Origin of the sequence: Cohaesibacter gelatinilyticus (assembly GCF_900215605.1) — a bacterium.
Classification (GTDB): Bacteria; Pseudomonadota; Alphaproteobacteria; order Rhizobiales; family Cohaesibacteraceae; genus Cohaesibacter; species Cohaesibacter gelatinilyticus.
In genome coordinates this window covers 880,594-901,804 of sequence record NZ_OBEL01000001.1, presented here as the reverse complement: position 1 = coordinate 901,804, position 21,211 = coordinate 880,594, and the positions used below count along the sequence as shown (strand labels likewise).

20 protein-coding genes are annotated in these 21,211 nt (G+C 48.3%); 8 read left to right on the top strand and 12 right to left on the bottom strand.

Annotated elements, in window-relative coordinates:
* Window positions 1-123: 123 nt before the first annotated feature.
* The 3 genes from gor to CRO57_RS25345 all read right to left on the bottom strand — a co-directional run bounded on the left by gor (window position 124) and on the right by CRO57_RS25345 (window position 2,715).
* Window positions 124-1,497, bottom strand: a complete 1,374-nt coding sequence (gene gor, locus CRO57_RS04020; protein ID WP_097152088.1) for a glutathione-disulfide reductase — start codon at window positions 1,495-1,497, stop codon at window positions 124-126.
* A gap of 311 nt (window positions 1,498-1,808) precedes the next feature.
* Window positions 1,809-2,321: a DUF2059 domain-containing protein gene (locus CRO57_RS04015; protein WP_097152087.1), complete on the bottom strand. Its 513-nt coding sequence runs from the start codon at window positions 2,319-2,321 to the stop codon at window positions 1,809-1,811.
* Between the two features lie 4 nt (window positions 2,322-2,325).
* Window positions 2,326-2,715, bottom strand: a complete 390-nt coding sequence (locus tag CRO57_RS25345; protein WP_097152086.1) for a ribose-5-phosphate isomerase A — start codon at window positions 2,713-2,715, stop codon at window positions 2,326-2,328.
* A 264-nt stretch (window positions 2,716-2,979) separates the two neighbouring features.
* Here CRO57_RS25345 and gph point away from each other — a divergent pair, with 264 nt between their 5' ends.
* Entirely contained in the window at window positions 2,980-3,675 is a 696-nt protein-coding gene (gene gph, locus CRO57_RS04005) for a phosphoglycolate phosphatase (RefSeq protein ID WP_097152085.1), read from the top strand.
* Between the two features lie 382 nt (window positions 3,676-4,057).
* Window positions 4,058-4,375 carry a hypothetical protein gene (locus tag CRO57_RS04000; RefSeq protein WP_097152084.1) on the top strand — a complete coding sequence of 106 codons (318 nt, stop codon included), beginning with the start codon at window positions 4,058-4,060 and terminating at the stop codon, window positions 4,373-4,375.
* A 79-nt stretch (window positions 4,376-4,454) separates the two neighbouring features.
* Here CRO57_RS04000 and CRO57_RS03995 read toward each other — a convergent pair whose 3' ends face one another.
* The 4 genes from CRO57_RS03995 to fumC all read right to left on the bottom strand — a co-directional run bounded on the left by CRO57_RS03995 (window position 4,455) and on the right by fumC (window position 9,030).
* Window positions 4,455-5,117, bottom strand: coding sequence for a GntR family transcriptional regulator (locus CRO57_RS03995; protein ID WP_097152083.1), 663 nt, complete (start codon window positions 5,115-5,117; stop codon window positions 4,455-4,457).
* A gap of 354 nt (window positions 5,118-5,471) precedes the next feature.
* Entirely contained in the window at window positions 5,472-6,545 is a 1,074-nt protein-coding gene (locus CRO57_RS03990; protein ID WP_170955940.1) for a substrate-binding domain-containing protein, read from the bottom strand.
* A gap of 371 nt (window positions 6,546-6,916) precedes the next feature.
* Window positions 6,917-7,513, bottom strand: coding sequence for a 2-hydroxychromene-2-carboxylate isomerase (locus CRO57_RS03985; protein WP_097152081.1), 597 nt, complete (start codon window positions 7,511-7,513; stop codon window positions 6,917-6,919).
* A 125-nt stretch (window positions 7,514-7,638) separates the two neighbouring features.
* Complete coding sequence (fumC, locus tag CRO57_RS03980) at window positions 7,639-9,030, bottom strand: class II fumarate hydratase (RefSeq protein ID WP_097152080.1); 1,392 nt, start codon at window positions 9,028-9,030, stop codon at window positions 7,639-7,641.
* Window positions 9,031-9,436: 406 nt separating this feature from the next.
* On the opposite strand from fumC, the gene CRO57_RS03970 reads away from it, so the two are divergent.
* Entirely contained in the window at window positions 9,437-11,053 is a 1,617-nt protein-coding gene (locus tag CRO57_RS03970; protein WP_097152078.1) for a fumarate hydratase, read from the top strand.
* Between the two features lie 264 nt (window positions 11,054-11,317).
* On the opposite strand, the gene CRO57_RS03965 is transcribed toward CRO57_RS03970, so the two are convergent.
* Window positions 11,318-12,592, bottom strand: a complete 1,275-nt coding sequence (locus tag CRO57_RS03965) for an autotransporter outer membrane beta-barrel domain-containing protein (RefSeq protein ID WP_097152077.1) — start codon at window positions 12,590-12,592, stop codon at window positions 11,318-11,320.
* A gap of 341 nt (window positions 12,593-12,933) precedes the next feature.
* Here CRO57_RS03965 and CRO57_RS03960 point away from each other — a divergent pair, with 341 nt between their 5' ends.
* Complete coding sequence (locus CRO57_RS03960; RefSeq protein ID WP_097152076.1) at window positions 12,934-14,217, top strand: autotransporter outer membrane beta-barrel domain-containing protein; 1,284 nt, start codon at window positions 12,934-12,936, stop codon at window positions 14,215-14,217.
* Window positions 14,218-14,325: 108 nt separating this feature from the next.
* Here the strand turns inward: CRO57_RS03960 and CRO57_RS03955 are convergent, their stop codons facing one another.
* Entirely contained in the window at window positions 14,326-14,598 is a 273-nt protein-coding gene (locus CRO57_RS03955) for a hypothetical protein (protein WP_097152075.1), read from the bottom strand.
* A gap of 38 nt (window positions 14,599-14,636) precedes the next feature.
* Here CRO57_RS03955 and CRO57_RS03950 point away from each other — a divergent pair, with 38 nt between their 5' ends.
* The gene (locus CRO57_RS03950) at window positions 14,637-15,227 is read left to right on the top strand and encodes a L,D-transpeptidase (protein ID WP_170955939.1); all 591 of its coding nucleotides are present in this window, start codon (window positions 14,637-14,639) and stop codon (window positions 15,225-15,227) included.
* A 170-nt stretch (window positions 15,228-15,397) separates the two neighbouring features.
* Here CRO57_RS03950 and CRO57_RS03945 read toward each other — a convergent pair whose 3' ends face one another.
* Window positions 15,398-15,754: a gamma-butyrobetaine hydroxylase family protein gene (locus CRO57_RS03945; protein ID WP_097152074.1), complete on the bottom strand. Its 357-nt coding sequence runs from the start codon at window positions 15,752-15,754 to the stop codon at window positions 15,398-15,400.
* Window positions 15,755-16,130: 376 nt separating this feature from the next.
* On the opposite strand from CRO57_RS03945, the gene moaA reads away from it, so the two are divergent.
* The 3 genes from moaA (at window position 16,131) to CRO57_RS03930 (ending at window position 19,452) form a co-directional block, all read left to right on the top strand.
* Window positions 16,131-17,171, top strand: coding sequence for a GTP 3',8-cyclase MoaA (gene moaA / locus CRO57_RS03940; RefSeq protein ID WP_097152073.1), 1,041 nt, complete (start codon window positions 16,131-16,133; stop codon window positions 17,169-17,171).
* Window positions 17,172-17,248: 77 nt separating this feature from the next.
* Window positions 17,249-18,187, top strand: coding sequence for a DMT family transporter (locus CRO57_RS03935; RefSeq protein ID WP_097152072.1), 939 nt, complete (start codon window positions 17,249-17,251; stop codon window positions 18,185-18,187).
* A 56-nt stretch (window positions 18,188-18,243) separates the two neighbouring features.
* The gene (locus CRO57_RS03930) at window positions 18,244-19,452 is read left to right on the top strand and encodes a multidrug effflux MFS transporter (RefSeq protein ID WP_097152071.1); all 1,209 of its coding nucleotides are present in this window, start codon (window positions 18,244-18,246) and stop codon (window positions 19,450-19,452) included.
* Window positions 19,453-19,500: 48 nt separating this feature from the next.
* Here CRO57_RS03930 and CRO57_RS03925 read toward each other — a convergent pair whose 3' ends face one another.
* Window positions 19,501-19,818, bottom strand: a complete 318-nt coding sequence (locus tag CRO57_RS03925) for a hypothetical protein (RefSeq protein ID WP_097152070.1) — start codon at window positions 19,816-19,818, stop codon at window positions 19,501-19,503.
* Between the two features lie 47 nt (window positions 19,819-19,865).
* Entirely contained in the window at window positions 19,866-20,810 is a 945-nt protein-coding gene (gene gcvA / locus CRO57_RS03920) for a transcriptional regulator GcvA (protein WP_097152069.1), read from the bottom strand.
* Window positions 20,811-21,211: the final 401 nt, after the last annotated feature.

Sequence of the window (21,211 nt, the reverse complement as noted above, 5' to 3'; positions counted from 1 at the left end):
CGGTCGATGTCGCTGCACGTATCAGCAAGGCCATTCACTTTCCCCGCTCTTTCCTGATCATATTCATTGCTTACAAAAAAGGCCCAACCAGATGGTTGAGCCCAATTTTGATATTTCTGTCTTTTACTTGCGGATCCGCGTCGATGGTTCTTTCATCGTCACCAACTCTTCTGCGGCTGTTGGATGCACAGCCATTGTTGCGTCAAAATCAGCTTTTGTCGCTCCCATTTTTACCGCTATGCCCAGAAGCTGGGACATTTCACCTGAATCCGGCCCCAATATATGACAGCCTACAACCCTGTCGCTATCAGCATCGACAATGATCTTCATCAGCATCTTTTCATCATTGCCTGCCAACGTATTTTTCATTGGGCGGAACTTGGCCATATAGATATCGAGATTGTCATAGCTCTGTTCAGCTTGAACCTGGGTGAGCCCAACCGTACCAATTTCAGGCTGAGTGAAGACTGCGGTCGGAATATCCTTGTAGTCAATCTTGGTCGGATTGTTGTTATAGAGAGTTTCCACCAACGCCGCGCCTTCACGGATTGCAACAGGGGTCAGATTCACACGGTTTGTCACGTCACCAACAGCAAAGACATGATCAACATTGGTGCGGCTGTATTCATCGACCTTGATGGCTCCTGTTTTGTCCAACTCCACACCAACGCGATCCAACCCCAAACCTTCTGTGTAAGGAGAGCGGCCGATTGCGGACAGCACCTGATCGGCAACCAATACACGGCCCTCTTTGGTCCGAATTGAGAGGCCCTCCGATCCTTTGTCAATCGCTTCGATCAGATCACCACAGATAACCTTGACACCTTGCTTTTCCATTTCCTCGTGCAAAGTGGCACGAATATCGTCATCAAAACCACGCAGGATTTCCTCACCGCGGTACAAAACAGTTGTATCGACGCCCAAGCCATTGAAGATACCAGCAAATTCCAAAGCAATATAGCCACCACCGACAACAACGACACGTTCGGGTTTTTCTTCCAGATGGAAGACCTCATTGGAGGTGATCATATGCTCAGCTCCCGGCAGATCGGCAGCGAAATTTGGACGACCACCTGTCGCTATCAGGATATGCCTTGCACTGACATGGCGGTTTTCTCCGACCAGGCGCACCCGGTGAGGCGCCTCTATTTCAGCACGAGAATGAATGATTTCAACCTTGTGACGCTCCAAATTCTGCATATAGAGGCCATTCAGACGATCGATTTCCTTGTCCTTGCGCTCAATCAGTGTGTTCCAGTCGAAATTGGTTTCGCCTACTGTCCAACCAAATCCCGTTGCATCCTTGAAATCATGGGCAAACTTGGAAGCGTAGACCATCAGCTTTTTCGGCACACACCCTCGAATGACGCAGGTGCCACCTACCCGATACTCTTCTGCAATCGCCACCTTGGCGCCATAGGTTGCTGCCATACGCGCCGCACGAACACCACCGGAGCCAGCGCCGATGACAAACAGATCATAATCGAATTCACTCATTATCTTGCCTCTTATTGCCCGCAAAAGAGCATTGATCGCATATCTTCATTTATGGTCTGATTCTTGAGAGGAACAAATCAGTTTCCAGCAAACATCATCGCTGCCAAAAGCTCCGACAAATCACTGTGGTACCCAAACAGACCATCCCCATTCATCCCATTCCGCTCAACATAGGCATCTTGTAGAGTATTAAAAGGCGCAAGATGACGCGAATGATCACAGAGACATCACAAATTCTCGATTTGGATCACGAATATAAAAAAACCACCCGTGTTGGGTGGCTTCTCAATTTTTCATCTCGTTCATCGAGATCAGAACTTGTGACCCTTCTTGCCCAAGTCTTCTTTCACAGAATTTACCAGACCGGCAGTCAGGGTCTGGCTGATTTTCTGTACGGACCCAATGGATTCACCGATGATCCGAGCCTGATAAGAGCCGAGTTTCTGGCCGACTTCGCTTTTGAAGAATACTTGCAGCTCTTTAAGTTCTTCCTCAGAGAAATAAGAAGCCCAAACCGTAGCAACGTTATCGAGCAACAAATTCTCATTACTAGACAATACCTTAGCTTGCTTTTCAACAGATTCACTGATCACCTTTTCAAGGGCAGGATTTTGTCTGATCAGCCATACCTTGGCATTTTTCTTGATCAGGTCGATCTGGTCCTCATATTTTGGCAACGTATTTGTTGCTTCCACCACTGCAATAGCAGCCTGCAAATGAGTGTCTTTTTTACCATCGGTCGCGCTTTGTGCCTGAGCACCCACGGCCATAGCGCCAATGACAACTAGACCGGCTACAAGAGTTGCGCGCAAGGTCGATTTCATCCGTTTACCATCCTCTAATAGTGCAATTTCCCATCATCTCGCCGGATGAATTGGGAGTTAGTCGATATTTCCTCCGGTTCCGCTTTTGCGTCAACCGGCTCCATAACTGTGATGCCGCCTTGGCCCATGATAATAGCCCGGTTTCCACAACTCCCGTGACCGCTCTCAAGACCTTATCCGAACCATATACATCAGAAATGCGGCCAAAAGGGGCATCCCGAACAAAATGGTGCTCATTTTTGACAAAAGTCCTGTTGTTTGTTGTTTTACGCAAGACAACGTCGCCATGCAAACCAAAACGAACACATATATTGTTCGCCGCCATCCAGGTGGCTTCAGGGCTGACAAATATGACCTCAATCGTTAGAGGGAATGCACCCGGGATATCCTCCATTGCCTTTGATCAAGCATAACTGGAGATCCAGATAGAGTGTATCTTAAATAACGGCACAACAAATATCATTGCGACGCTCTTATCATGCATGTGATGTCAATCCAACGTCAGTTTCACTCAATGTCGTGGAGTTGCACCATTTTTGAGAATGAGATAAGCCAGTTTGGACAACATGGCCGATGAGACGGGCCAGCTTGTTGTTTGCTTCAAGGTTCAGCTCAACACGCCTTATCGGGCGATGTTCATTCAGTGAGATTATCAATCATGGTCGCATCCCCTTTTACGAGCCTTCTCTTTGATCTTGATGGAACACTGGTTGATACAGCTCCGGATCTTATAAACGCGGTCAATCATGTTTTCGCCAGACAGAATTTACCTGCGGTACCCGGAGAACTAGTCCGGCCATATGTCGGCTTAGGAGCGTTGGCAATGCTCCAAAAAGGCTATGAATATCACGATTTGGGAATAGATGAAGCACAACTAGCCCAGGTTCATGGCGTCTTTCGGGCATATTATGAAGAAAATATCTGTGTGGAGAGCCAAGCATATGATGGTGTGTGGGATGTTATTCCCAGTCTTTATGAAGAAGGATATCGCCTCGCAATATGCACCAACAAGCCTGAATATCTGGCCGTTGAATTACTTGATCGACTGGATCTGTCCAAATATTTTGCTGCTATATGTGGATCTGACAGCGTTCCCAATCGCAAACCGCACCGCGATCATCTGGCAATTACGGCAGACCGCGCGGGCACTTCACTTGACCGAAGTGTGATGGTGGGAGATGCCTCACCCGATGTTGATGGAGCAAGAAATGCTTGCATCCCGATCATTGGTTTCGACTACGGCTATAGCACCGTCGCTATGGCTGATTTGTCTCCAGATGTGCTGCTCTCGTCTTTTGGTGATCTACCTGACGCCCTGAAACAACTATCATCGGATAAGTCTATTGATAGGTAAAACCAGCTGTCGTCATCTGTTCTGCTCTTGCTCTGAACCAAGCACCACTCCGATCAACCCAGCGCAGCATTTACATCTCATTAAGCAAACGAAGTTATGGAGCCACAAGCTCTACAATTGCGATAACATTACCGTAAAAATATAATTTTACATTTACTTTCAATTACTTAATTTATTTTTTTCGGAATTTACATTTAACTTCTTGGAAAGCATAATAATCAATTTCCGTTCTTCCAGACTGTTTCAGCACCAATATCGCCTGCTTCTCAGGCCGGATATTAACCTTTCTCGGACATATTCCCAAACTTAATCAGACCTCAGATCTGATCGAAGTCATGAGTACAGGGACCTTGCTCTTCTTATCAGGAGGAAGGCAGCAAAAATGTTGAAACAGATTTCATGCGCAGCTATCGCATTGACGGCAGTGACCAGCACCACAACTATCGAGGCAGTCGCGTTTCCGGGCTTCCTACCCAACTCAGTTCTGGCAGCCACACAAGTTGAAAAACGCCGCCCACTGATCGCCAACATCCCGACCCCTGTGGCAGAACGCTCTCCCATGGTGGTTAGAATTGGTAGCCGTGCGCATTTATTCGATGGATACTTTTACTGTGAACTGCCACGTACTCCTCTACCCATAGGATCTGAAGCTTCTGGTCAGCGCTCGACAACCCAAACACTCTCATTTCTAGCTCGCTAGGGAAAGATTTTTTGCGGCGGAATATTCCCGACTTGGCGTTATTTTCGCGTCAATGCGATAAAGCATGTGATACAGGAACTTAGTCGCCCACGCTGTCTCTATCCTTGATGGTTTCCAGCAATTGATCCTTCACATGTTCGATATGGCTGGTTAGGAGAGCAATGGCCCTTTCTTCATCCCTGTCTCTGGCTGCTTTGATCAATCCCATGTGCTCTTCATGAGCCTGATCCTTGGCATCATCAGTCAATGCAATCTGAAGTCGGACATATCGGTCGATATTATCATGCACTCTTCGAAGGATCTTGACCGTTGCAGGTCGATTCGCTGGTCGATAAAGTGTTTCATGAAATTGCCAGTTCAGATTACCCCAATCCTCAATTCTGGCATCATTCCTCATCGCCTCAACCAACTCTTGAGCTGCTTGCAAATCCACCGCTGTAATCTGTTTAATGGCCAGCCCAAACAGCCTGTTTTCCAGCATCAGTCGTACTTCAAACAATTCGGCGATTTCATTTGGCTCGAGGCGAGTTACCTCTGCCCCTTTATGAGATACAAGGGTGATCAAACCTTCGGCTTCCAACTGTCGCAATGCCTCACGTACCGGAATACGTGACACCCCAAGCTCGGTTGCAATAGCTTCCTGGCGAATTTGCTCTCCCTCTTTGAGCTGCCCCCTTAGAATCCGCTGACGGATCTCGTCAGCAACAATATTCGTGGTTGTGCGTCGGACCAACCTCGCCATAATTTTCTCCCTCTTCACTTATAGGTGGCGTTTGTTTTATGCCGTCCTATCTTTCCGCACACCAATATTCCTCTGAACTGCATTTGTTCAGAACTGAATTCAAGTGAAACGCATAGGGAATATATTATCCAATTCTGGCGTCTATGCAATTACCAGAGGCACCAAAGTGATTGCAACATAAGCACGAACAGGCAAAATCCTGAAGCGCAAATTGACCTGCAAGTCACTAAAGCCATGAACAAAATATGGCAGCAAACTCCACAAGAACCAAACTATTGTCGAGCAAATTTCCCACGGTTGCCTGATGTCATGGTCAATTGTTACCAACGAATGCGCCTACCACTTCTATCAGGCTTATCTTTCTTCGGGCAAACATAGTGCCCAATGAGGAAGATTTTCCTTCACGAAAATATTGAAGTCCAAAATTTTTGAAGCGAGGTCTGCAAAGCCGTTCTGATAACAATTTTTCTCCAAATCTTCGATCAATGCAGAGATCCCTACCCTTGCCACTTCTTTGGCATCCAGATAGAGGATTGCATCGATTTCCCCCCCCAAAAGAGCGTCAACAATTCGTCTTTCCATATCAATGACGACAGATACGATCTTGAGGTGCTCATAACGTGTTGGCCGTTTTGAAAGATGGTCAATCAAATCGGTGGTTTCATGCCCCAGGCAAGTCAATGCCACAACATCTTCGTTGTTGTCGATATAGTCAGCCAGAACCTTGATCTGATCCGTGCTGTCCTGATGGACAGGAACCTGCACCAGCTCACACGACCAATCATGCTCATTCAGATAAGATTGCTGCCCTTCAAGCCGATCTTTGTAAGCCATCATTTGCAGAAAAGTGGAATAAGTCAGGATTTTTCCTGTTTTCCCGTTTGTCAAAACCTTAAGCAAATGCGTTGCAGTCCGGCCAATCTTATAATGGTCATATCCGATGTATCTATTCGCATATCCATCGGACAAACGTGAAAAGATGCTAAAGATTGGAACGCCTTTTTCAGTAATATTTCTGACGGCCTGTCGAGTGTGCTCCGTATTCGGCGCGCTTAGCAGTATTCCATCGACCTCCTGACATACCTTTTCCAGTTCTTCGAGCATGGTCTCCTGACGGTTCATGTCATAGATGGCCATGCGAAGCTGAACACGCGCATGAACAGATTTTTTTTGAATGAGATGCCAATAATGTTCGATGCTTTTTGTCAGGCGATCACCATCGCCGGGAACCACAATCGCAATGATCTGTTTGCGAGACCTAGCCAAGCGCGCAGCAACAGGGTCTGGTTCATATCCGAGCTTGGCAACCGCATCCATCACCTTCTGCCGGGTAGCATCGCGCACCCCGCTTCGCTTGTTTATAACGCGATCCGCTGTTGCCAGACTAACGCCTGCAAATTTTGCCACATCAGATAACTTCGGTTTCACATCCATATCCCCGCAATTTGCAATCCGGGCAGAGTCGGGACGCTTGAATTAGGCCCTGTCTCTGATCCCAGAACACAGCCCACCACCAGCTATTCCGGTCGAAACCTAAAATAAATTCCTATTCTATTGAGCTGACCTTAGGGTAAGCTCTGGTTTGCGCTATAACGAACCTGACTAAAAAAATCGAGTCACAATTAACCAATATTCACCGAATAGATATAAACCTTTGAAGAGCCTTGGTAATAATAATGGATATATATCCTAGGCAATTTTACTGTTAAAAAAATTATTAACCAATAACTACTTTGTAATTTCTCCTATTTTTCCATACTATTACTGGAAAATAGCAATTGACTTTTCTCCTAATCACATTAGTCCTGCCAACGGAATGCCGTTTCCATGCGATCATCTCCCCAAAAGAGTTCACCTTTCGGTGTCACAAATGAAGGTGCTCCAAAAATACCTATCCGATCGGCATGCTCTGTTTGAGTTTTCAATGCTTGCTTGATTTTGTCAGACTTGGCCCTTTGCATCACATCCGGGGCATCAAAGCCATTCTGGGACAATATATCGAAAAGTACATCAGGTTCCGATATGGTTTCTCCATATTGAAACTGAGCGCGAAACACAGATCGCACGAATATTGGCAGGCGATCATCTTCTTCCAATACCATCGCAATACGAGCAGCAGTCAGGCCGTTCTGGGGAAATGGCTCAGGCTTTTTGACCGATGGCAGGCCATGAATCCTGACTTGGCGATCCATGTCACGCCACATATAATCACCTTTCTTATCATGACGATTGAAGGGGCTATCGGCATAGCCGAGGTCTTTCTTGAAAATCGCACCCAGAAGAAATGGGCGCCAAGTCAATCTAACACCACAGTCAGCCGCCAGACCCTGCGCCCTCATTGCTGCCAGATAGGAGTAGGTGGATGCAAATTCAAACCAGAAATCAATATCTTTCATATCGCCATACTCCCGAGCGCGTATATCTTTTCATGAAGTGAGAAAACGGCCTGGATCGAAGACCCAAGCCGTTGTTTGGAAGAATATGCATTAGAGTATGACGACAGGACTTCAATGGATCAAGCTTATTGCGGCTTGATCATCTTTTCCGGTTTCACCAGCTCGTCATATTGATCAGCTGGCACATACCCCAGACGAGCTGCCTCTTCCTTCAAGGTCGTACCATTCTTGTGAGCTGTTTTGGCAATCTCGGTTGCCTTGTCGTAACCAATATGCGGAGCAAGAGCTGTCACCAGCATTAACGAGCGACCCATAAGTTCAGAAATCTGCTCCTCATTGGCCTTGATGCCAACAACGCATTTGTCGGTGAAGGTATTGGACGCATCGCTAATCAAACGAATGGACTGTAACACATTGAAAGCAATAACAGGCTTGAAGACATTCAGTTCAAAATGCCCCTGGCTTGCTGCAAAAGAAACCGTAGTACTGTTACCGATGACTTGCGAGCATACCATGGTCATCGCTTCACACTGAGTTGGGTTCACCTTGCCAGGCATGATGGAAGAACCAGGCTCATTTTCCGGCAGAGAAATCTCACCAAGACCGGAGCGTGGGCCGGAGCCCAGCAAACGAATATCATTGGCAATCTTGAACAGACTGGAAGCAATGACACCGAGCATGGATTGTGTTTCGGCCATGGCATCATGGGTTGCGAGCGCTTCAAACTTGTTGGGAGCAGTTACGAAAGGGAGGCCGGTAAACTCTGCAACTTCTTCTGCGAACTTCTCTGCAAAGCCAATTTTTGCATTGATACCGGTGCCCACAGCTGTTCCTCCCTGTGCGAGGGCATAAAGTGCGGGTAAAGCGCTTTCAATACGGCGGATGCCATTGTTGACCATTGCCGCATAGCCGGAAAATTCCTGCCCCAGAGTCAGAGGTGTTGCATCCTGCAAATGGGTGCGACCAATCTTGATGATATCCTTGAAAGCCTTTGCTTTTGCATCCAGTTCCTCATACAGGTTTTTCAGCGCAGGAACCAGAGAGGCATTGATTTCTTCCGCTGCGGCAATATGCATTGCGGTTGGAAAGGTATCGTTCGAGGACTGAGAGCGATTGCAATGATCGTTGGGATGAACCGGGTCCTTGGAACCAAGGCTGCCACCAAGAATCTCAATTGCCCGGTTCGAGATCACCTCATTGCTATTCATGTTGGATTGAGTACCAGACCCGGTTTGCCAGACGGAAAGAGGAAAATGATCGTTCAAGTCACCGGTAGCGACTTCCCTGGCTGCCGCAACAATAGCCTCACCAATACGAGGTTCCAGATTATGCAGCGCCATGTTGGCCTTGGCTGCAGAATATTTGACAATCCCCAAAGCGCGCACCAATGGTTTCGGTATCGTCTCGTCACCAATTGGAAAATTGATCAGTGAACGGGCTGTCTGTGCACCGTAATACTTATCGCTGGGTACTTCCAACGGACCAAACGAATCCGTCTCAATGCGCATTTCGCTCATCTTTGTCTCTCCTCAATCTGCCCTGCTCTATCGCACTATGATCTGTGCATCTGCCCTCATCCGCTTTTATTCAGTCAAAACCGGGATTGGCGTTACCCATATAATATAACGATGCCTTACATGCCATATTATATGAACTTTATATTCATATAATATGGTTGAAAAATGAGCAGTTGATGACTGTCTTGGTTTGATCCTCCCAAATCCAGCCTTTTCTCATGAAATGACAAAAACTGCCTCCACTCTACCGGAAAACCCACAATTAGGTCACAAGAAGGGCTTGAAATTTCTGCCAATGAGTCGCACTGATGGGCCAGATAAATGGTCAGCGTGTTTGCAGGTTTGTCGACCACGATCTTGTGAACCATGACCGAACCCAAGCTGCCTTGCTGCAAGAGGACCCAATATGAGCAATCAGGCGTCGAAGCTCTTTCCTTTGGGGAAAGATGATACCCCCTATCGCAAACTGACCTCCGACTACGTGTCTACTGACACCTTTCGTGGCAAGGACGTGCTGGTCGTAGAGGAAGAAGGCCTGCGCCTCCTCTCCGAACAGGCTTTCATGGATATCAACCATCTGCTTCGTCCGGATCATCTTGCTCAATTGCGCAAAATTCTGGACGATGACGAGGCAACCAACAATGATAAATTCGTTGCCTTTGACTTGCTCAAGAATGCTAACATTTCCGCCTCTGGCATTCTGCCGATGTGTCAGGACACCGGTACCGGTATCGTGATGGGCAAGAAAGGCACTGCCGTCTGGACAGAAGGTGATGACGAACGTGCTCTGTCGCAGGGTGTATTCGATGCTTATGCCAAGAAGAACCTGCGCTACAGTCAGGTAGCACCCCTGTCCATGTTTGAAGAGAAGAATACCGCAAGCAACCTGCCTGCTCAGATCGATATCTTCGAAGAAGGCGAGAATGAATACAAGTTCCTCTTCATGGCCAAAGGTGGGGGCTCTGCCAATAAAACCTTTCTGTTTCAGGGTACTCCTTCTCTGTTGACCCGTGAACGCCTACTGGCTTTCCTTGAAGAAAAGATCAAAACTCTTGGAACAGCAGCTTGCCCGCCATACCATCTTGCAGTGACCATTGGCGGCCTGTCTGCTGAACTGAATCTAAAAACCACCAAATTGGCCTCTGCTCGCTATCTGGATGCCTTGCCGACAGAAGGCTCCGAGAGCGGTCACGCGTTCCGTGATTTGGAAATGGAAGAAGTGATCCATGAAATGACTCAGTCCATGGGCATCGGCGCACAGTTCGGCGGCAAATATTTCTGCCACGATGTACGTGTAATCCGCCTTCCACGCCACGGTGCATCCTTGCCGATTTCCATCGGCGTGTCCTGCTCCGCTGACCGCCAGGCCAAAGGCAAGATCACCAAGGATGGTATTTTCCTTGAGGAACTGGAGGCCAATCCGGCACAATATCTGCCAGAAGTCGAAGATGAAAGCCTTGGCGGCGAAGTTGTCAATATCGATCTCAATGCTCCCATGAGCGAGATGCTTGAAACCTTGAGCCAATATCCGACCAAGACCCGCCTGTCCCTGACCGGTCCACTGATTGTGGCTCGCGACGCTGCTCATGCCAAAATCCGCGCCCGTTTGGAAGCGGGCGAAGAAATGCCGGATTACTTCAAGAACCATCCAATCTATTATGCGGGCCCGGCCAAGACCCCGGAAGGGTACGCGTCAGGCTCCTTCGGCCCAACCACAGCTGGCCGTATGGATAGCTTCGTTGACCAGTTCCAGGCCCATGGCGGCTCCATGGTGATGCTGGCGAAAGGTAACCGCTCCAAAGCTGTGACCAATGCCTGTAAGCAGCATGGTGGCTTCTATCTTGGCTCCATTGGTGGTCCTGCTGCACGTCTGGCTCAAGATTGCATCAAGAAAGTCGAATGCATTGAGTATCCAGAATTGGGTATGGAAGCTATCTGGCGGATTGAAGTAGAGAATTTTCCAGCCTTCATTGTCGTTGATGACAAGGGCAATGACTTCTTTGCGGAATTGAAGCTGGGCTAAAGCACTTCTCACAATTATTGAATTGCGAATAGTGCTTTAACTCTTTGATCTGAAGCGAGCTCTTGTCCGAAAAGTGCTCCAATTTTTCGGGACCACGCTATAGGCTCACATGAACGGCATTTCACGAACTCCAGTAGCCCGGCTTTGTCGGGCTACTGGAGTTTTGCTGCCTGCAACTAAGCGATTATTGAGTTTGTGGCTCTTTTTTGGAACTTGTTGCGCAAACCATCAATCAGTCACCAATTAGGAATGAAAGCGTTACCGTTAGAATTCAACCCGAAGCCCGATTGAACCTGAATGCAACCTTTCCACGCCGTTGAATCTGCCGGAATAACCGATATCCAAAACCATATCAGGTTTCAAATTGAAACCAAGAGACGCCTCTATCTCAGCCAGATCGCGTACGGGTGCGGTTCCCACTCGTTCGTATGTCAGACCAGAGTCAAAAGACACGGAAACAGTGTTTGACAATTTTCCAAACCGATGACGCCAACTGGCGCTTATTGTCGGAACGACCGAAATGTTACCAATCATTGCCTCGGTAGACAGGGTAAGTCCCAGCTTGGTTTCACCTTCCCAATGAGATGATCTTTTGATCCAGGCCGCTGATGATTGCACGCCACGTTCGGCAGCCTTGGCTTGATAATGCCAATCCAGCTCTATTCCTGCGATGGGTTGGACCACCATGGAGCCGAAGCTTTCTGTATATCCCAATTCAAAGGCCTGAGTAACGCGGTGATTGGTGTATTTGTTCGTCAGACGTTGTTCCGCACCACTTACGCTTATGACGCGACTGGCACTGGAAATTTCCGGACCGTAAAGAACAATATTCTCCAAATGCCAGTTTCCGAACTCCATACTGGCCTGGGCACCAATCTTTGGTGATATGATATCGACAGTTTCCTGGTTCTCATTCACATCTACATGTATATGGGCATACATGCCTATCAAACCCAATCTCAGCCGGTCATCAGTATAGAGGTCAACTCCCCCTGCAGCACCGCCTATTCTCATGTTTGAGCTTGGCTCACCCAGACGGGCATCTTGAGACCCCCCTCCTCCGAATATGCTGACAAAATATGAACGCGCCAGTGGCTCGACATGAGCTGCATGGCTTTGCCGTTCTGACAATATGGGTTCGATAAGAATAGCGGGTTGTTCTTTCGAAATATCTTTATCCAAAAACACAGATATGGGTCGACCTGAGGAAGACACATCGGTATCTATTTGAGAGGAACTGTACTGCGCATGCTTGGAAGGTACCCCTTCCGATATATCCGTACTTGTGAGGGTTTCCAACGCAACACTGTAATCAGGCTGCCGTTCGTCACGCAGATTTGTGTCTTGCTGCTTTTTTTTATGACGCGCGGTCTCCAGCTCCGCATGATTGTCGCAAATTGCAGGAGAGCCCAGCCCCGACCAGATCAGGTAAATTTCCAAATCACAGGAGGCAGCATGTCCCTGCCCCGTCGGCATCAAGAATGCTGACCAGGCACCTATTCCCATAACAAAGGCGACACTAAACTGTCTTCTACCCATAATGACCCTGAACGCAGCGCTTTCTCATCCCCAGTCCAGAAACGTCCCAATTTACGCAATACCGACCGTTTCTCAACTCGAACACTTAATGCCTTATTTATCACTTTCGGGGCAACTCGAAAATGGCATTCTCCTTCATCAATCTGGACCCCATCGTTGGCTAATGTTGAAATTACCGCAATGAACCGATGATTTTTGGAATCAATGACCATACCAATCAATCGTGTTTTCAATACAGTCTCAACTCTGGCGGTTGTTTTTTCATTAGGATCTCGTTAATAGTCTCCATTGACTGACGAAGTGATGTTGCCATCCACTAATCCATTTGTTGAGTGCACCCGATGTGTCGTTTTCATGCTGTTGTTCGACTGACCTTGTTTGTAATCGCTTCCCTGACGGGAGTTGCAAATAGTCACGCACATGGGACACATTCGCCAATTTCCACCGTCAATGACTGCGGTCTTCTGGACTATTTCCAGTATATTTATCGGACGCCTACCCGCCCTCACAATTGTACGAATGTCCCAGCAGAATTTTATGACTATCAACGTGATGTAGGGGAAGCCGCGTCCAGCGGTTCTTCATCTGGCGGCTCTGCTGCCGGGTCATCAGCTGGTGCTGCCAGTGCTGGTGCTGGCACATCCTCCCCTACCAGTATCGGTCATACCATTCCATCCAGTCTGTCGGCTGAGCATGTATTGGGTTATACTCCCAAGGCAAAAGAAGAAGCCAGTGTGCAAGCCATGGATGATCTTCAAACCTATGAAGATGACTGGAGTGATCTGCCTCCACTCGAGCGTTCCTTCTTTTTCCGCCCTACCGGATCTTTTGGTAGCAAAAATGCGACAGCGACTGATGCAAGTGTGAAGGTGGAAGCCGTTGGCGCGGTCGCTGGCATCGATCTGATTTCCAACTCCTATGTTCGCCTTGGTCTTCTCGGATCCATCAACAAGGTGGATGTCGATGTGAACGAGAATATTACCAGTATCGATATTTTCATTCCCAAAGTCGGACTGACGGGCACATTTGAGTGGCGGAATTGGTATCTGGATGGAATGGCACAATATGGTCCGGAATATTATGAAACCAGCCGCTATATCGATATCGATGGAAATGGTGATTTACGCCGGATGAGCTCCAAATATACCAATCATCGTATCACCGGTGCATTTGAAGCCGGTCGACGAATTACTCTTGGTTCAATCGTTGCTCAACCTCATGTGGGCATTCAGTATAACGGCATGCGTCAGGCGAGAGTAGTAGAAGATGGCAATGCCGATGCTGCCATTCATACCGCTCGCAAGGATGTTTTCACCGGTACCACGAAAGTAGGCTTAAACTTGTCCACTGTCTGGTTCTGGGGTCGCGCACCGATCGTACCAGTCATTGGTATTGGATGGACACATCGATTTGGTGATTTGGACAGGGCCAGCCGTATCTCGGTGGATAGTGGAGCTACCTTTGAAAATGTCGGGTCAGCGCCAAGCAAGGATTTGTTGAATCTCCAGGCTGCCCTTTCAGCCAACATCAATAAGAACTTGTTTCTGAATATTGGTGGATCTGCGCTCTTCAACGGTGTAGAGCGCACTTATACCGGTAGTGCAGGTTTCCGTCTGCGTTTCTGATTTCACGCTCAGACCGAAAGAATTAAAGTTGGCTTTTCGCTCCCGGAGCCACTCATTCTGCGAAACCCTGTATCGTCTGTAGCCAGTCACCCGGTATCGAATCGCTTTTCAGATGATTTTGACCTGATAAAATGCAGCCACGATTGCTTTTGCGACAGATTCTATCAAGTTTGAGACAGATTGGACAAAATTCCAATGATAGATCTTCGTAACTGTTGCAAAACCACCACAGGCAACAATCAAGCCCCTTGGAAACCCTGATATGGGATCGCTTATGACCAGAAAAGTCTTGCGTTTGGGCCAGATATTAACAAAATAACGGTTCGAATTGGATTGCTGAATTTGTGTTGGGTGCGCCTTGGTAATTTCAATTTCGGTCATCTTGATTATCCAAGGAATGAGAGCTCGGGATAGGATTAATGCGGAAACTCTTTTCATTGGCTGCATGCGCAGCACTTGGCCTGACTTTGGTCGCGACAAGCGCTGAAGCTGGCCGTTATTACAATATGGAAACAAAGCGCTGGGAAGACGTCAAAGGCGGAACCCGCGGTGGTAAATCACCAATCAAGCGTTCGACGGTCTCCTATGACGGCCCTCATTCAAAGGCCAAAAAAGGTACCATCATCGTAAACACCAAGGAGCGCCGCCTCTATTATCTATTGGGCGAAGGCAAGGCGCTGAAATATGGTGTTGGCGTTGGCCGTGATGGCTTCCAGTGGGCTGGTACTCACCGTGTTTCTCGCAAGGCAGAATGGCCGGGCTGGACTCCTCCACCCGCTATGCGCAAGCGTGTTCCCAACCTTCCCCGTCATATGGAAGGGGGGCCGAACAACCCGCTTGGCGCACGCGCCCTATATATTGGCTCAACCATCTACCGCATCCATGGCTCCAATGAGCCTTGGTCCATCGGTCAGGCTGTTTCTTCCGGCTGCATTCGCCTGTCAAACGAAGATGTAACCCACCTTTATGAGCGTGTAAAAATCGGTTCCAAAGTGCATGTGATCCGCTAAATTGCATCCAACATGAGATTTAAATAGCCGGGCAATGCCCGGCTATTTTTTTGCTTCAGTGCTTTTCACATAGTAAGAGCATTGCTTGCCGGTGAATATGACAGAATCCGGATTTCGGATAACTGGGTATTTTGTTGTCCACGACCACGCACACTTTTGGGGAATATGCTTTAGCGACTCAGTCCCTTGTCTTCCAGCTCTGCCAGATAGGCAGCCCAAACAGCATCGAAATTGCGACCGTTTTCGATGAAATAGTTCCAAGTATAATAGCCCGTATCATGCAGATCGGTAAAAACCAGCCGAACGGCATAATTTCCGACCGGATCAACCTGCATGATTTCGACATCCTGCTTGCCCGAAACTGTCTTTTTCTGGTCCGGACCATGACCCTGCACTTCTGCACTGGGTGAGGTCACCCGCAGAAATTCAGCTGGGAAGTCAAAGCTTTCGTCATTATCGAAGCGAACACTCAGAGTGCGTTTATCTTTATGCAGTCGAATTTCTGTTGGCCAGATTTCCGTTGCCATTTTGCTTTCCTTATTGTCTATACCCAAAAGCAGGCAGGTCTCTCTCCTTCATAACCCTTTGCATCCTGGCTCACAATAAGTCGGTGTGTTTTTGGTCGATTTGCCAAAGATCAATGTTGGCAACCCGCTTTTTTTCTAGTCTGCATGGAATAAATGGAGATGACAAAGCGTTGTGTGTCTGAGTGCCCGCATTCTGGCACCGCCTAACAGGCAATCATAACAATCCTGTTATGTTTCTTTACTGCTTTTTACATTCCATCTGCGGCAAAATCACGTATGCTGGTGTTTACCGCATTGGCCGGACCAAATAGCGCACGCAATCTTGGCTGGATATCTGTTTCATCCTGCCAGCGGGTTGAACAAGGAGACCCATGCAATGACGACTTCAGGACTTAATTCCGATTTTGACACAACAAGTCAGGGGCCACTCGTTGATCCCTTTGGGCGTCAGGTCAGCTATTTGCGCGTTTCAGTTACTGATCGTTGCGATTTTCGTTGCTTCTATTGCATGTCGGAACATATGAACTTCCTTCCAAAGAAAGAAGTTCTCTCACTTGAAGAACTCGATCGTCTTTGCTCAGCCTTTGTCGATCACGGTGTGAAACGTCTCCGCCTGACTGGTGGTGAGCCTTTGGTACGCAAAGGCATTCTATCCCTGATATCCTCCTTATCTCGTCATCTTGATAGTGGGGCTCTGAATGAGCTGACCATTACATCCAATGGCTCTCAGCTCAAAAACATGTCCAAGGATCTTGCTTCCATGGGCGTGAAACGCATCAATCTCTCGCTTGATACGCTGCAGGAGAAACGCTTCACAGAAATCACGCGTTGGGGTCGCTTCGCTCAAGTCATGGATGGTATTGAAGCTGCTTTAGCCGCTGGTATTCACCTTAAAATCAATGCGGTAGCACTCAAAGGTGTCAATGACGATGAATTTGATGACATGATCCGCTTTGCCCATGAGCGCGGGATGGACCTTACCATCATCGAAACCATGCCAATGGGAGAAATTGATGGTGATCGTCTCGACATGTATCTGCCGCTGTCTCAAGTCAAACAGCAATTGGCACAGAGCTGGGAACTTGAACCGATTCCATACAAGACCGGCGGCCCGGCAAGCTATATGCGTGTGAGAGAAACCGGAGGCCGTGTCGGTTTCATCACTCCCCTTACTCATAATTTCTGCGAAAGCTGCAATCGTGTTCGTGTCACTTGTACCGGCACTCTCTATTTGTGCCTTGGACAGGAAGATGCAGCAGACCTGCGCGCTCCTCTTAGAGCTTCGGAAAGCAATGATCTTTTAAATCAGGCAATTCGTGAAGCAATCAGCAGAAAACCGCAAGGCCATGATTTTGTGATTGACAGAGCGAACAATCGACCCTCTATTGGTCGGCATATGTCTGTGACCGGAGGTTAGAGTCGGAATAGATCTCATCCACTAGCCTACCGTGAATATTCTTTATTCGCAGACCTTCGCAACATAGGTAGTGGATTATGACGACAGCTCCCCAGGGTACGGCTGCGCGTCGACAAGTCGGTGAGACAGTCGGCAAGGGCAATCTATTTGGCATTGCGGTTATGCAAATTGCCATGTTTTTGTTTGTCAGCAACGACATGCTCAACAAAATTGCCGGAGCAGACATGCCCGTCGGTGAATTGACCGTCATTCGAGGCTTGGGTACTGTTGTTGCCGTAGCCGTCATTTTGGTTCTGACTCGCCAATATCGATATCTCTCCCAGGCATTACACTATACTGTTCTGGCTCGCTCCATTCTGGAAGCAGCAGCTGCACTTTGTTTCCTGAATGCTTTGGCTCACATTCCCCTTGGCAATGTGACTGCAATTTTGCTGGCAATTAGTCTTACGACAACAGCTGGTGCAGCAATTCTGTTCAAAGAAGAGGTAGGTATCCGCCGTTGGTCGGCTATTCTTGTTGGTTTCATCGGCGTTCTGCTAATCGTGCGTCCGGGCTTCGAGGGCTTCAACTCCTTTTCGCTCTATGCGGTTCTTGCTATGTTGCTTGCCGCAGCACGTGATTTGTTCACTCGCCAAATCCCTGAAGGCACGTCAGTTTGGGTTGTTACCTCCACAACTCTGGTCTTTGTTACCATTGCGGGGTTCTTGTTGGGGCTAAGCGAGGAATGGGTTGCTGTTTCCGGCCCGAACGTGATCTATTTGCTCATATCCTCACTCTGCCTGGTTTTTGGCCACTTTCTTCTGGTAATGGCCATGCGCAATGGTGATGTGGCTGTGGTGTCTTCTTTCAGATACAGCTCCATCCTGATTGCCTTGGCCTATGGCTATCTCATTTGGGGTGATGTACCGGACTGGCTGACACAGGTTGGCATTGCACTGGTTCTCTCCTCCGGTCTTTACACAATCTACCGTGAGCGTATACGAGCGCGCGAAGCAAAACGCATGAAGGATGGCTAAGAGATTCCTTTTATCTTCCAATCAGTTTTCAAACTTGTTTTTCATTGTTGGCACTCATGACTATACTTTCACAAACCGCTTCCAAGAGCATAGTTCGACCATCGATTTTGATTCTGGTCGCGGTCACCGCCGTCAATCCACTGGCTCTTAATCTTTATATTCCTTCAATGCCGAGTGTGCAGAGCGAATTCTCTGCCAGCGCCTCAATGGTTCAGCTCACGCTATCGCTTGGTTTGCTAGGCACTGCCTTCATTCAATTGCTGATTGGCCCACTATCCGATCAGTTTGGTCGACGCCCCATTCTATTGGGTGGACTGGTGATTGCGGTGCTTGCTTCTTTCTATTGCGCGCTGGCCCCATCGCTCGATCATTTGATTTTCGCACGTATTGTCCAAGTCGCAGGCGGTGCTGCCGGTCTGGTTCTGGGTAGAGCAATCGTTCGCGATACTCACAGCACCAATGAAGCTGCCAGTATGTTGGGCTATGTCACGATGGGTATGGCAATGGCTCCAATGATCGGACCTGTCATTGGGGGGATATTGGATGATCTATGGAGCTGGAGAGCTGGTTTTCACTTTACAGGCTTGTTCTCGCTCGCCGTTCTGATTGCGGCCTGGATCAACCTGTCCGAGACCAATCAGTATATTGGTCAGGCGAAAAGTCCCAAGGACCTTTTGCGAGATTATCGTCAACTACTCGGCATGCGCCCTTTTTGGGTTTATACTGCGGTCAGCGCCTTTGCAGCAGGCACATTCTTCTCGTTCCTGGGAGCTGCACCTTATGTCAGCCGGGCTCTGTTTGACATGAGCCCAACGGAATATGGTCTCTATTTCATTCTGGTCGCTGGAGGCTATAGCCTCGGCAACTTCTTTTCCGGGCGCTATTCGGCACTGGTTGGTCTGTATCGCATGATGTTGGTTGGCAATCTGCTCACGCTCGCAGCCTGTTCCGTTCTTGTGATACTGAGCCTGATGTCGATCGAAAGTCCGCAAATCCTGTTTGCAGCCATGTTCTTTTTGGGAATTGGCAATGGTGTTACCTTGCCCAACTCGAATGCAGGTGTGGTGAGCGTCATGCCTCGTCTCGCTGGCTCTTCCTCGGGCCTCTCAGGCAGCCTTGTGACCATGACCGCAGCCTCTGCGTCATTTCTGGTAACACTGGTTCTCAGTGATAGCCTGCTCCCCATGGGCTTGTTCATGGCAGGCTGCGCACTCCTTGCTCTGTTGTTTGGTTTGGTATCTCCAGCAGTAACAGAAGAAGAATAGCTTTTGTAAGGCTGCGAACCAGCAACCTCAAATATCCGGCTTCAATCCTTAAGCTTTCGGGCTGTCGCCTTCTCGCCACAAACAACGAAGCTGCACACCTGGCATGCGAATGAATGACCCATAGACGGTAAACTCACCCTCCTCCATGCGTGTGTGGATCTTCTGCTTGGCCTCAACAGAACATCGATCCATTGCGGCACGGTGCGCATCGCTCTTGGCATAAGCGGCCCGTAGAATGGATGGATCCTGCAGCGAGATCACCAGAGCCAAAACACCCATCACGATATAGGCAGCCCAAGCCAGCGGTTTTAGATCCTTTTCCTGAATCTCTCTCGACTTGGGTTTGTCATTTTTGGATGCGGTCATGATGCATACCTTGCTTTTGATCTCAACTGCGTTCTTGATAGCTGTTTCTAATCATTTTGAAAATGCTTTCCTTGACCAGAGTCAGAGTGAGCGCAATCAAGATCCAGTTCCTTGAACAGCCAGTTGCGAAATTTTTGCACTTTGTTTTTTTTCAGATTTTCTGGCGGACAAACAAAGTAAGACCCAAACCCGCTTGAGACAGGAAGGTCAAAAGGTGTGATCAACCTGTTATTGGCGATGTCTTTCCGCCCCAAAACGGTGCGTCCGAGTACAACCCCCGCCTCATTGATAGCCGCATCCAGAACGTGATCAGCATGATTAAAGCGGAGGCCTTTTTCTCCATTCACCTTTGATGCACCGGCTTGCTCCAACCATTCCAGCCAACCTACCGAGTTTCCGATAAGGGTCATGGAATCATCATGGAGCAAGGTATAATTGGCAAGATCATCTGGATGGTCCAATTGCCCGACCTTTTCCATGAGAGAGGGAGCAACCATTGGGACAAGAAACTCATCGAACATCTTTTCGACATGTAGATCGGGATAGATACCTCCGCCAAAACGCAAGGCCGCATCGACTCCATCTCGTTCAAAATTCGTCAGTGCCAGCGTTGCCGACAAACGAAGTTCCAGTTCGGGATGCTCGTCGGAAAAGCGATACAGCCGTGGTGCCAACCATTTTGCCGCATGAGACGGTCCACATGAAACCACAATGATGTTGTTATCTTCTTCTCGCTCCAATGCAGCGACGCTTTCCTTTAGCAGGCGAAAAGCCTCCGCAATTGCCGGACGGATCAATTCTCCTTCACGGGTCAGGCTGACTTGTCTGTTTCCCCGTACGAAGACCGCCATACCAAGATGCTCTTCCAGACTTTTGATCTGATAGGATAAAGCCGAAGGCGTGACATGCAATTCTTCTGCAGCCAACTGAAAGCTCAGATGCCGGCTGGCTGCTTCAAAAGCTCTCAATGCATTGAGTGGTGGCAGGATCATCAAGCATCCCTCAGTTCAAATTATTTGAAGTCATACTTGAGAATTACCCGTTTGTCAGTGCCTATGCAAGCCCCTTATAGTCGGATCAAGAGCAGAGGAATTTAAGATATCAGGTTAAAAAATTCCTCTAATTAATTGATATATAATATAGGAAATCGAATAATGACTTTTCACTCCCAAGATCCAATGACTGTAGCGCTCGTTAATGGTCGGCGTGAAAGATCTCGCCAATTCAGAAAAATTGTATCATTGGTCTGGAAGTTTCTGCCATCCCGGCCGGGATCAAAGCCAGATCTGTCTTTCCGGCCCAACCGAGGGACAGATCTGTGCAATGGCTGAAGCCTGAGAAGGTTGACGCAAAAAAGGCGCTCCGCTCATTTCCGAATGGAGCGCCTTTTCTT

Bases quoted from the DNA above. Each gene is read 5' to 3' on its own strand.
- CRO57_RS03995 (WP_097152083.1), bottom strand. From the start codon at position 5,117: ATGGCGAGGTTGGTCCGACGCACAACCACGAATATTGTTGCTGACGAG.
- CRO57_RS03970 (WP_097152078.1), top strand. From the start codon at position 9,437: ATGAGCAATCAGGCGTCGAAGCTCTTTCCTTTGGGGAAAGATGATACC.
- CRO57_RS03945 (WP_097152074.1), bottom strand. From the start codon at position 15,754: ATGGCAACGGAAATCTGGCCAACAGAAATTCGACTGCATAAAGATAAA.
- CRO57_RS03935 (WP_097152072.1), top strand. From the start codon at position 17,249: ATGACGACAGCTCCCCAGGGTACGGCTGCGCGTCGACAAGTCGGTGAG.
- CRO57_RS03960 (WP_097152076.1), top strand. From the start codon at position 12,934: ATGTGTCGTTTTCATGCTGTTGTTCGACTGACCTTGTTTGTAATCGCT.
- gor (WP_097152088.1), bottom strand. From the start codon at position 1,497: ATGAGTGAATTCGATTATGATCTGTTTGTCATCGGCGCTGGCTCCGGT.
- CRO57_RS25345 (WP_097152086.1), bottom strand. From the start codon at position 2,715: ATGGAGGATATCCCGGGTGCATTCCCTCTAACGATTGAGGTCATATTT.
- gph (WP_097152085.1), top strand. From the start codon at position 2,980: ATGGTCGCATCCCCTTTTACGAGCCTTCTCTTTGATCTTGATGGAACA.
- fumC (WP_097152080.1), bottom strand. From the start codon at position 9,030: ATGAGCGAAATGCGCATTGAGACGGATTCGTTTGGTCCGTTGGAAGTA.
- CRO57_RS03930 (WP_097152071.1), top strand. From the start codon at position 18,244: ATGACTATACTTTCACAAACCGCTTCCAAGAGCATAGTTCGACCATCG.
- CRO57_RS03985 (WP_097152081.1), bottom strand. From the start codon at position 7,513: ATGAAAGATATTGATTTCTGGTTTGAATTTGCATCCACCTACTCCTAT.
- CRO57_RS04000 (WP_097152084.1), top strand. From the start codon at position 4,058: ATGTTGAAACAGATTTCATGCGCAGCTATCGCATTGACGGCAGTGACC.
- CRO57_RS04015 (WP_097152087.1), bottom strand. From the start codon at position 2,321: ATGAAATCGACCTTGCGCGCAACTCTTGTAGCCGGTCTAGTTGTCATT.
- CRO57_RS03950 (WP_170955939.1), top strand. From the start codon at position 14,637: ATGCGGAAACTCTTTTCATTGGCTGCATGCGCAGCACTTGGCCTGACT.
- gcvA (WP_097152069.1), bottom strand. From the start codon at position 20,810: ATGATCCTGCCACCACTCAATGCATTGAGAGCTTTTGAAGCAGCCAGC.
- moaA (WP_097152073.1), top strand. From the start codon at position 16,131: ATGACGACTTCAGGACTTAATTCCGATTTTGACACAACAAGTCAGGGG.
- CRO57_RS03925 (WP_097152070.1), bottom strand. From the start codon at position 19,818: ATGACCGCATCCAAAAATGACAAACCCAAGTCGAGAGAGATTCAGGAA.
- CRO57_RS03955 (WP_097152075.1), bottom strand. From the start codon at position 14,598: ATGACCGAAATTGAAATTACCAAGGCGCACCCAACACAAATTCAGCAA.
- CRO57_RS03965 (WP_097152077.1), bottom strand. From the start codon at position 12,592: ATGGGTAGAAGACAGTTTAGTGTCGCCTTTGTTATGGGAATAGGTGCC.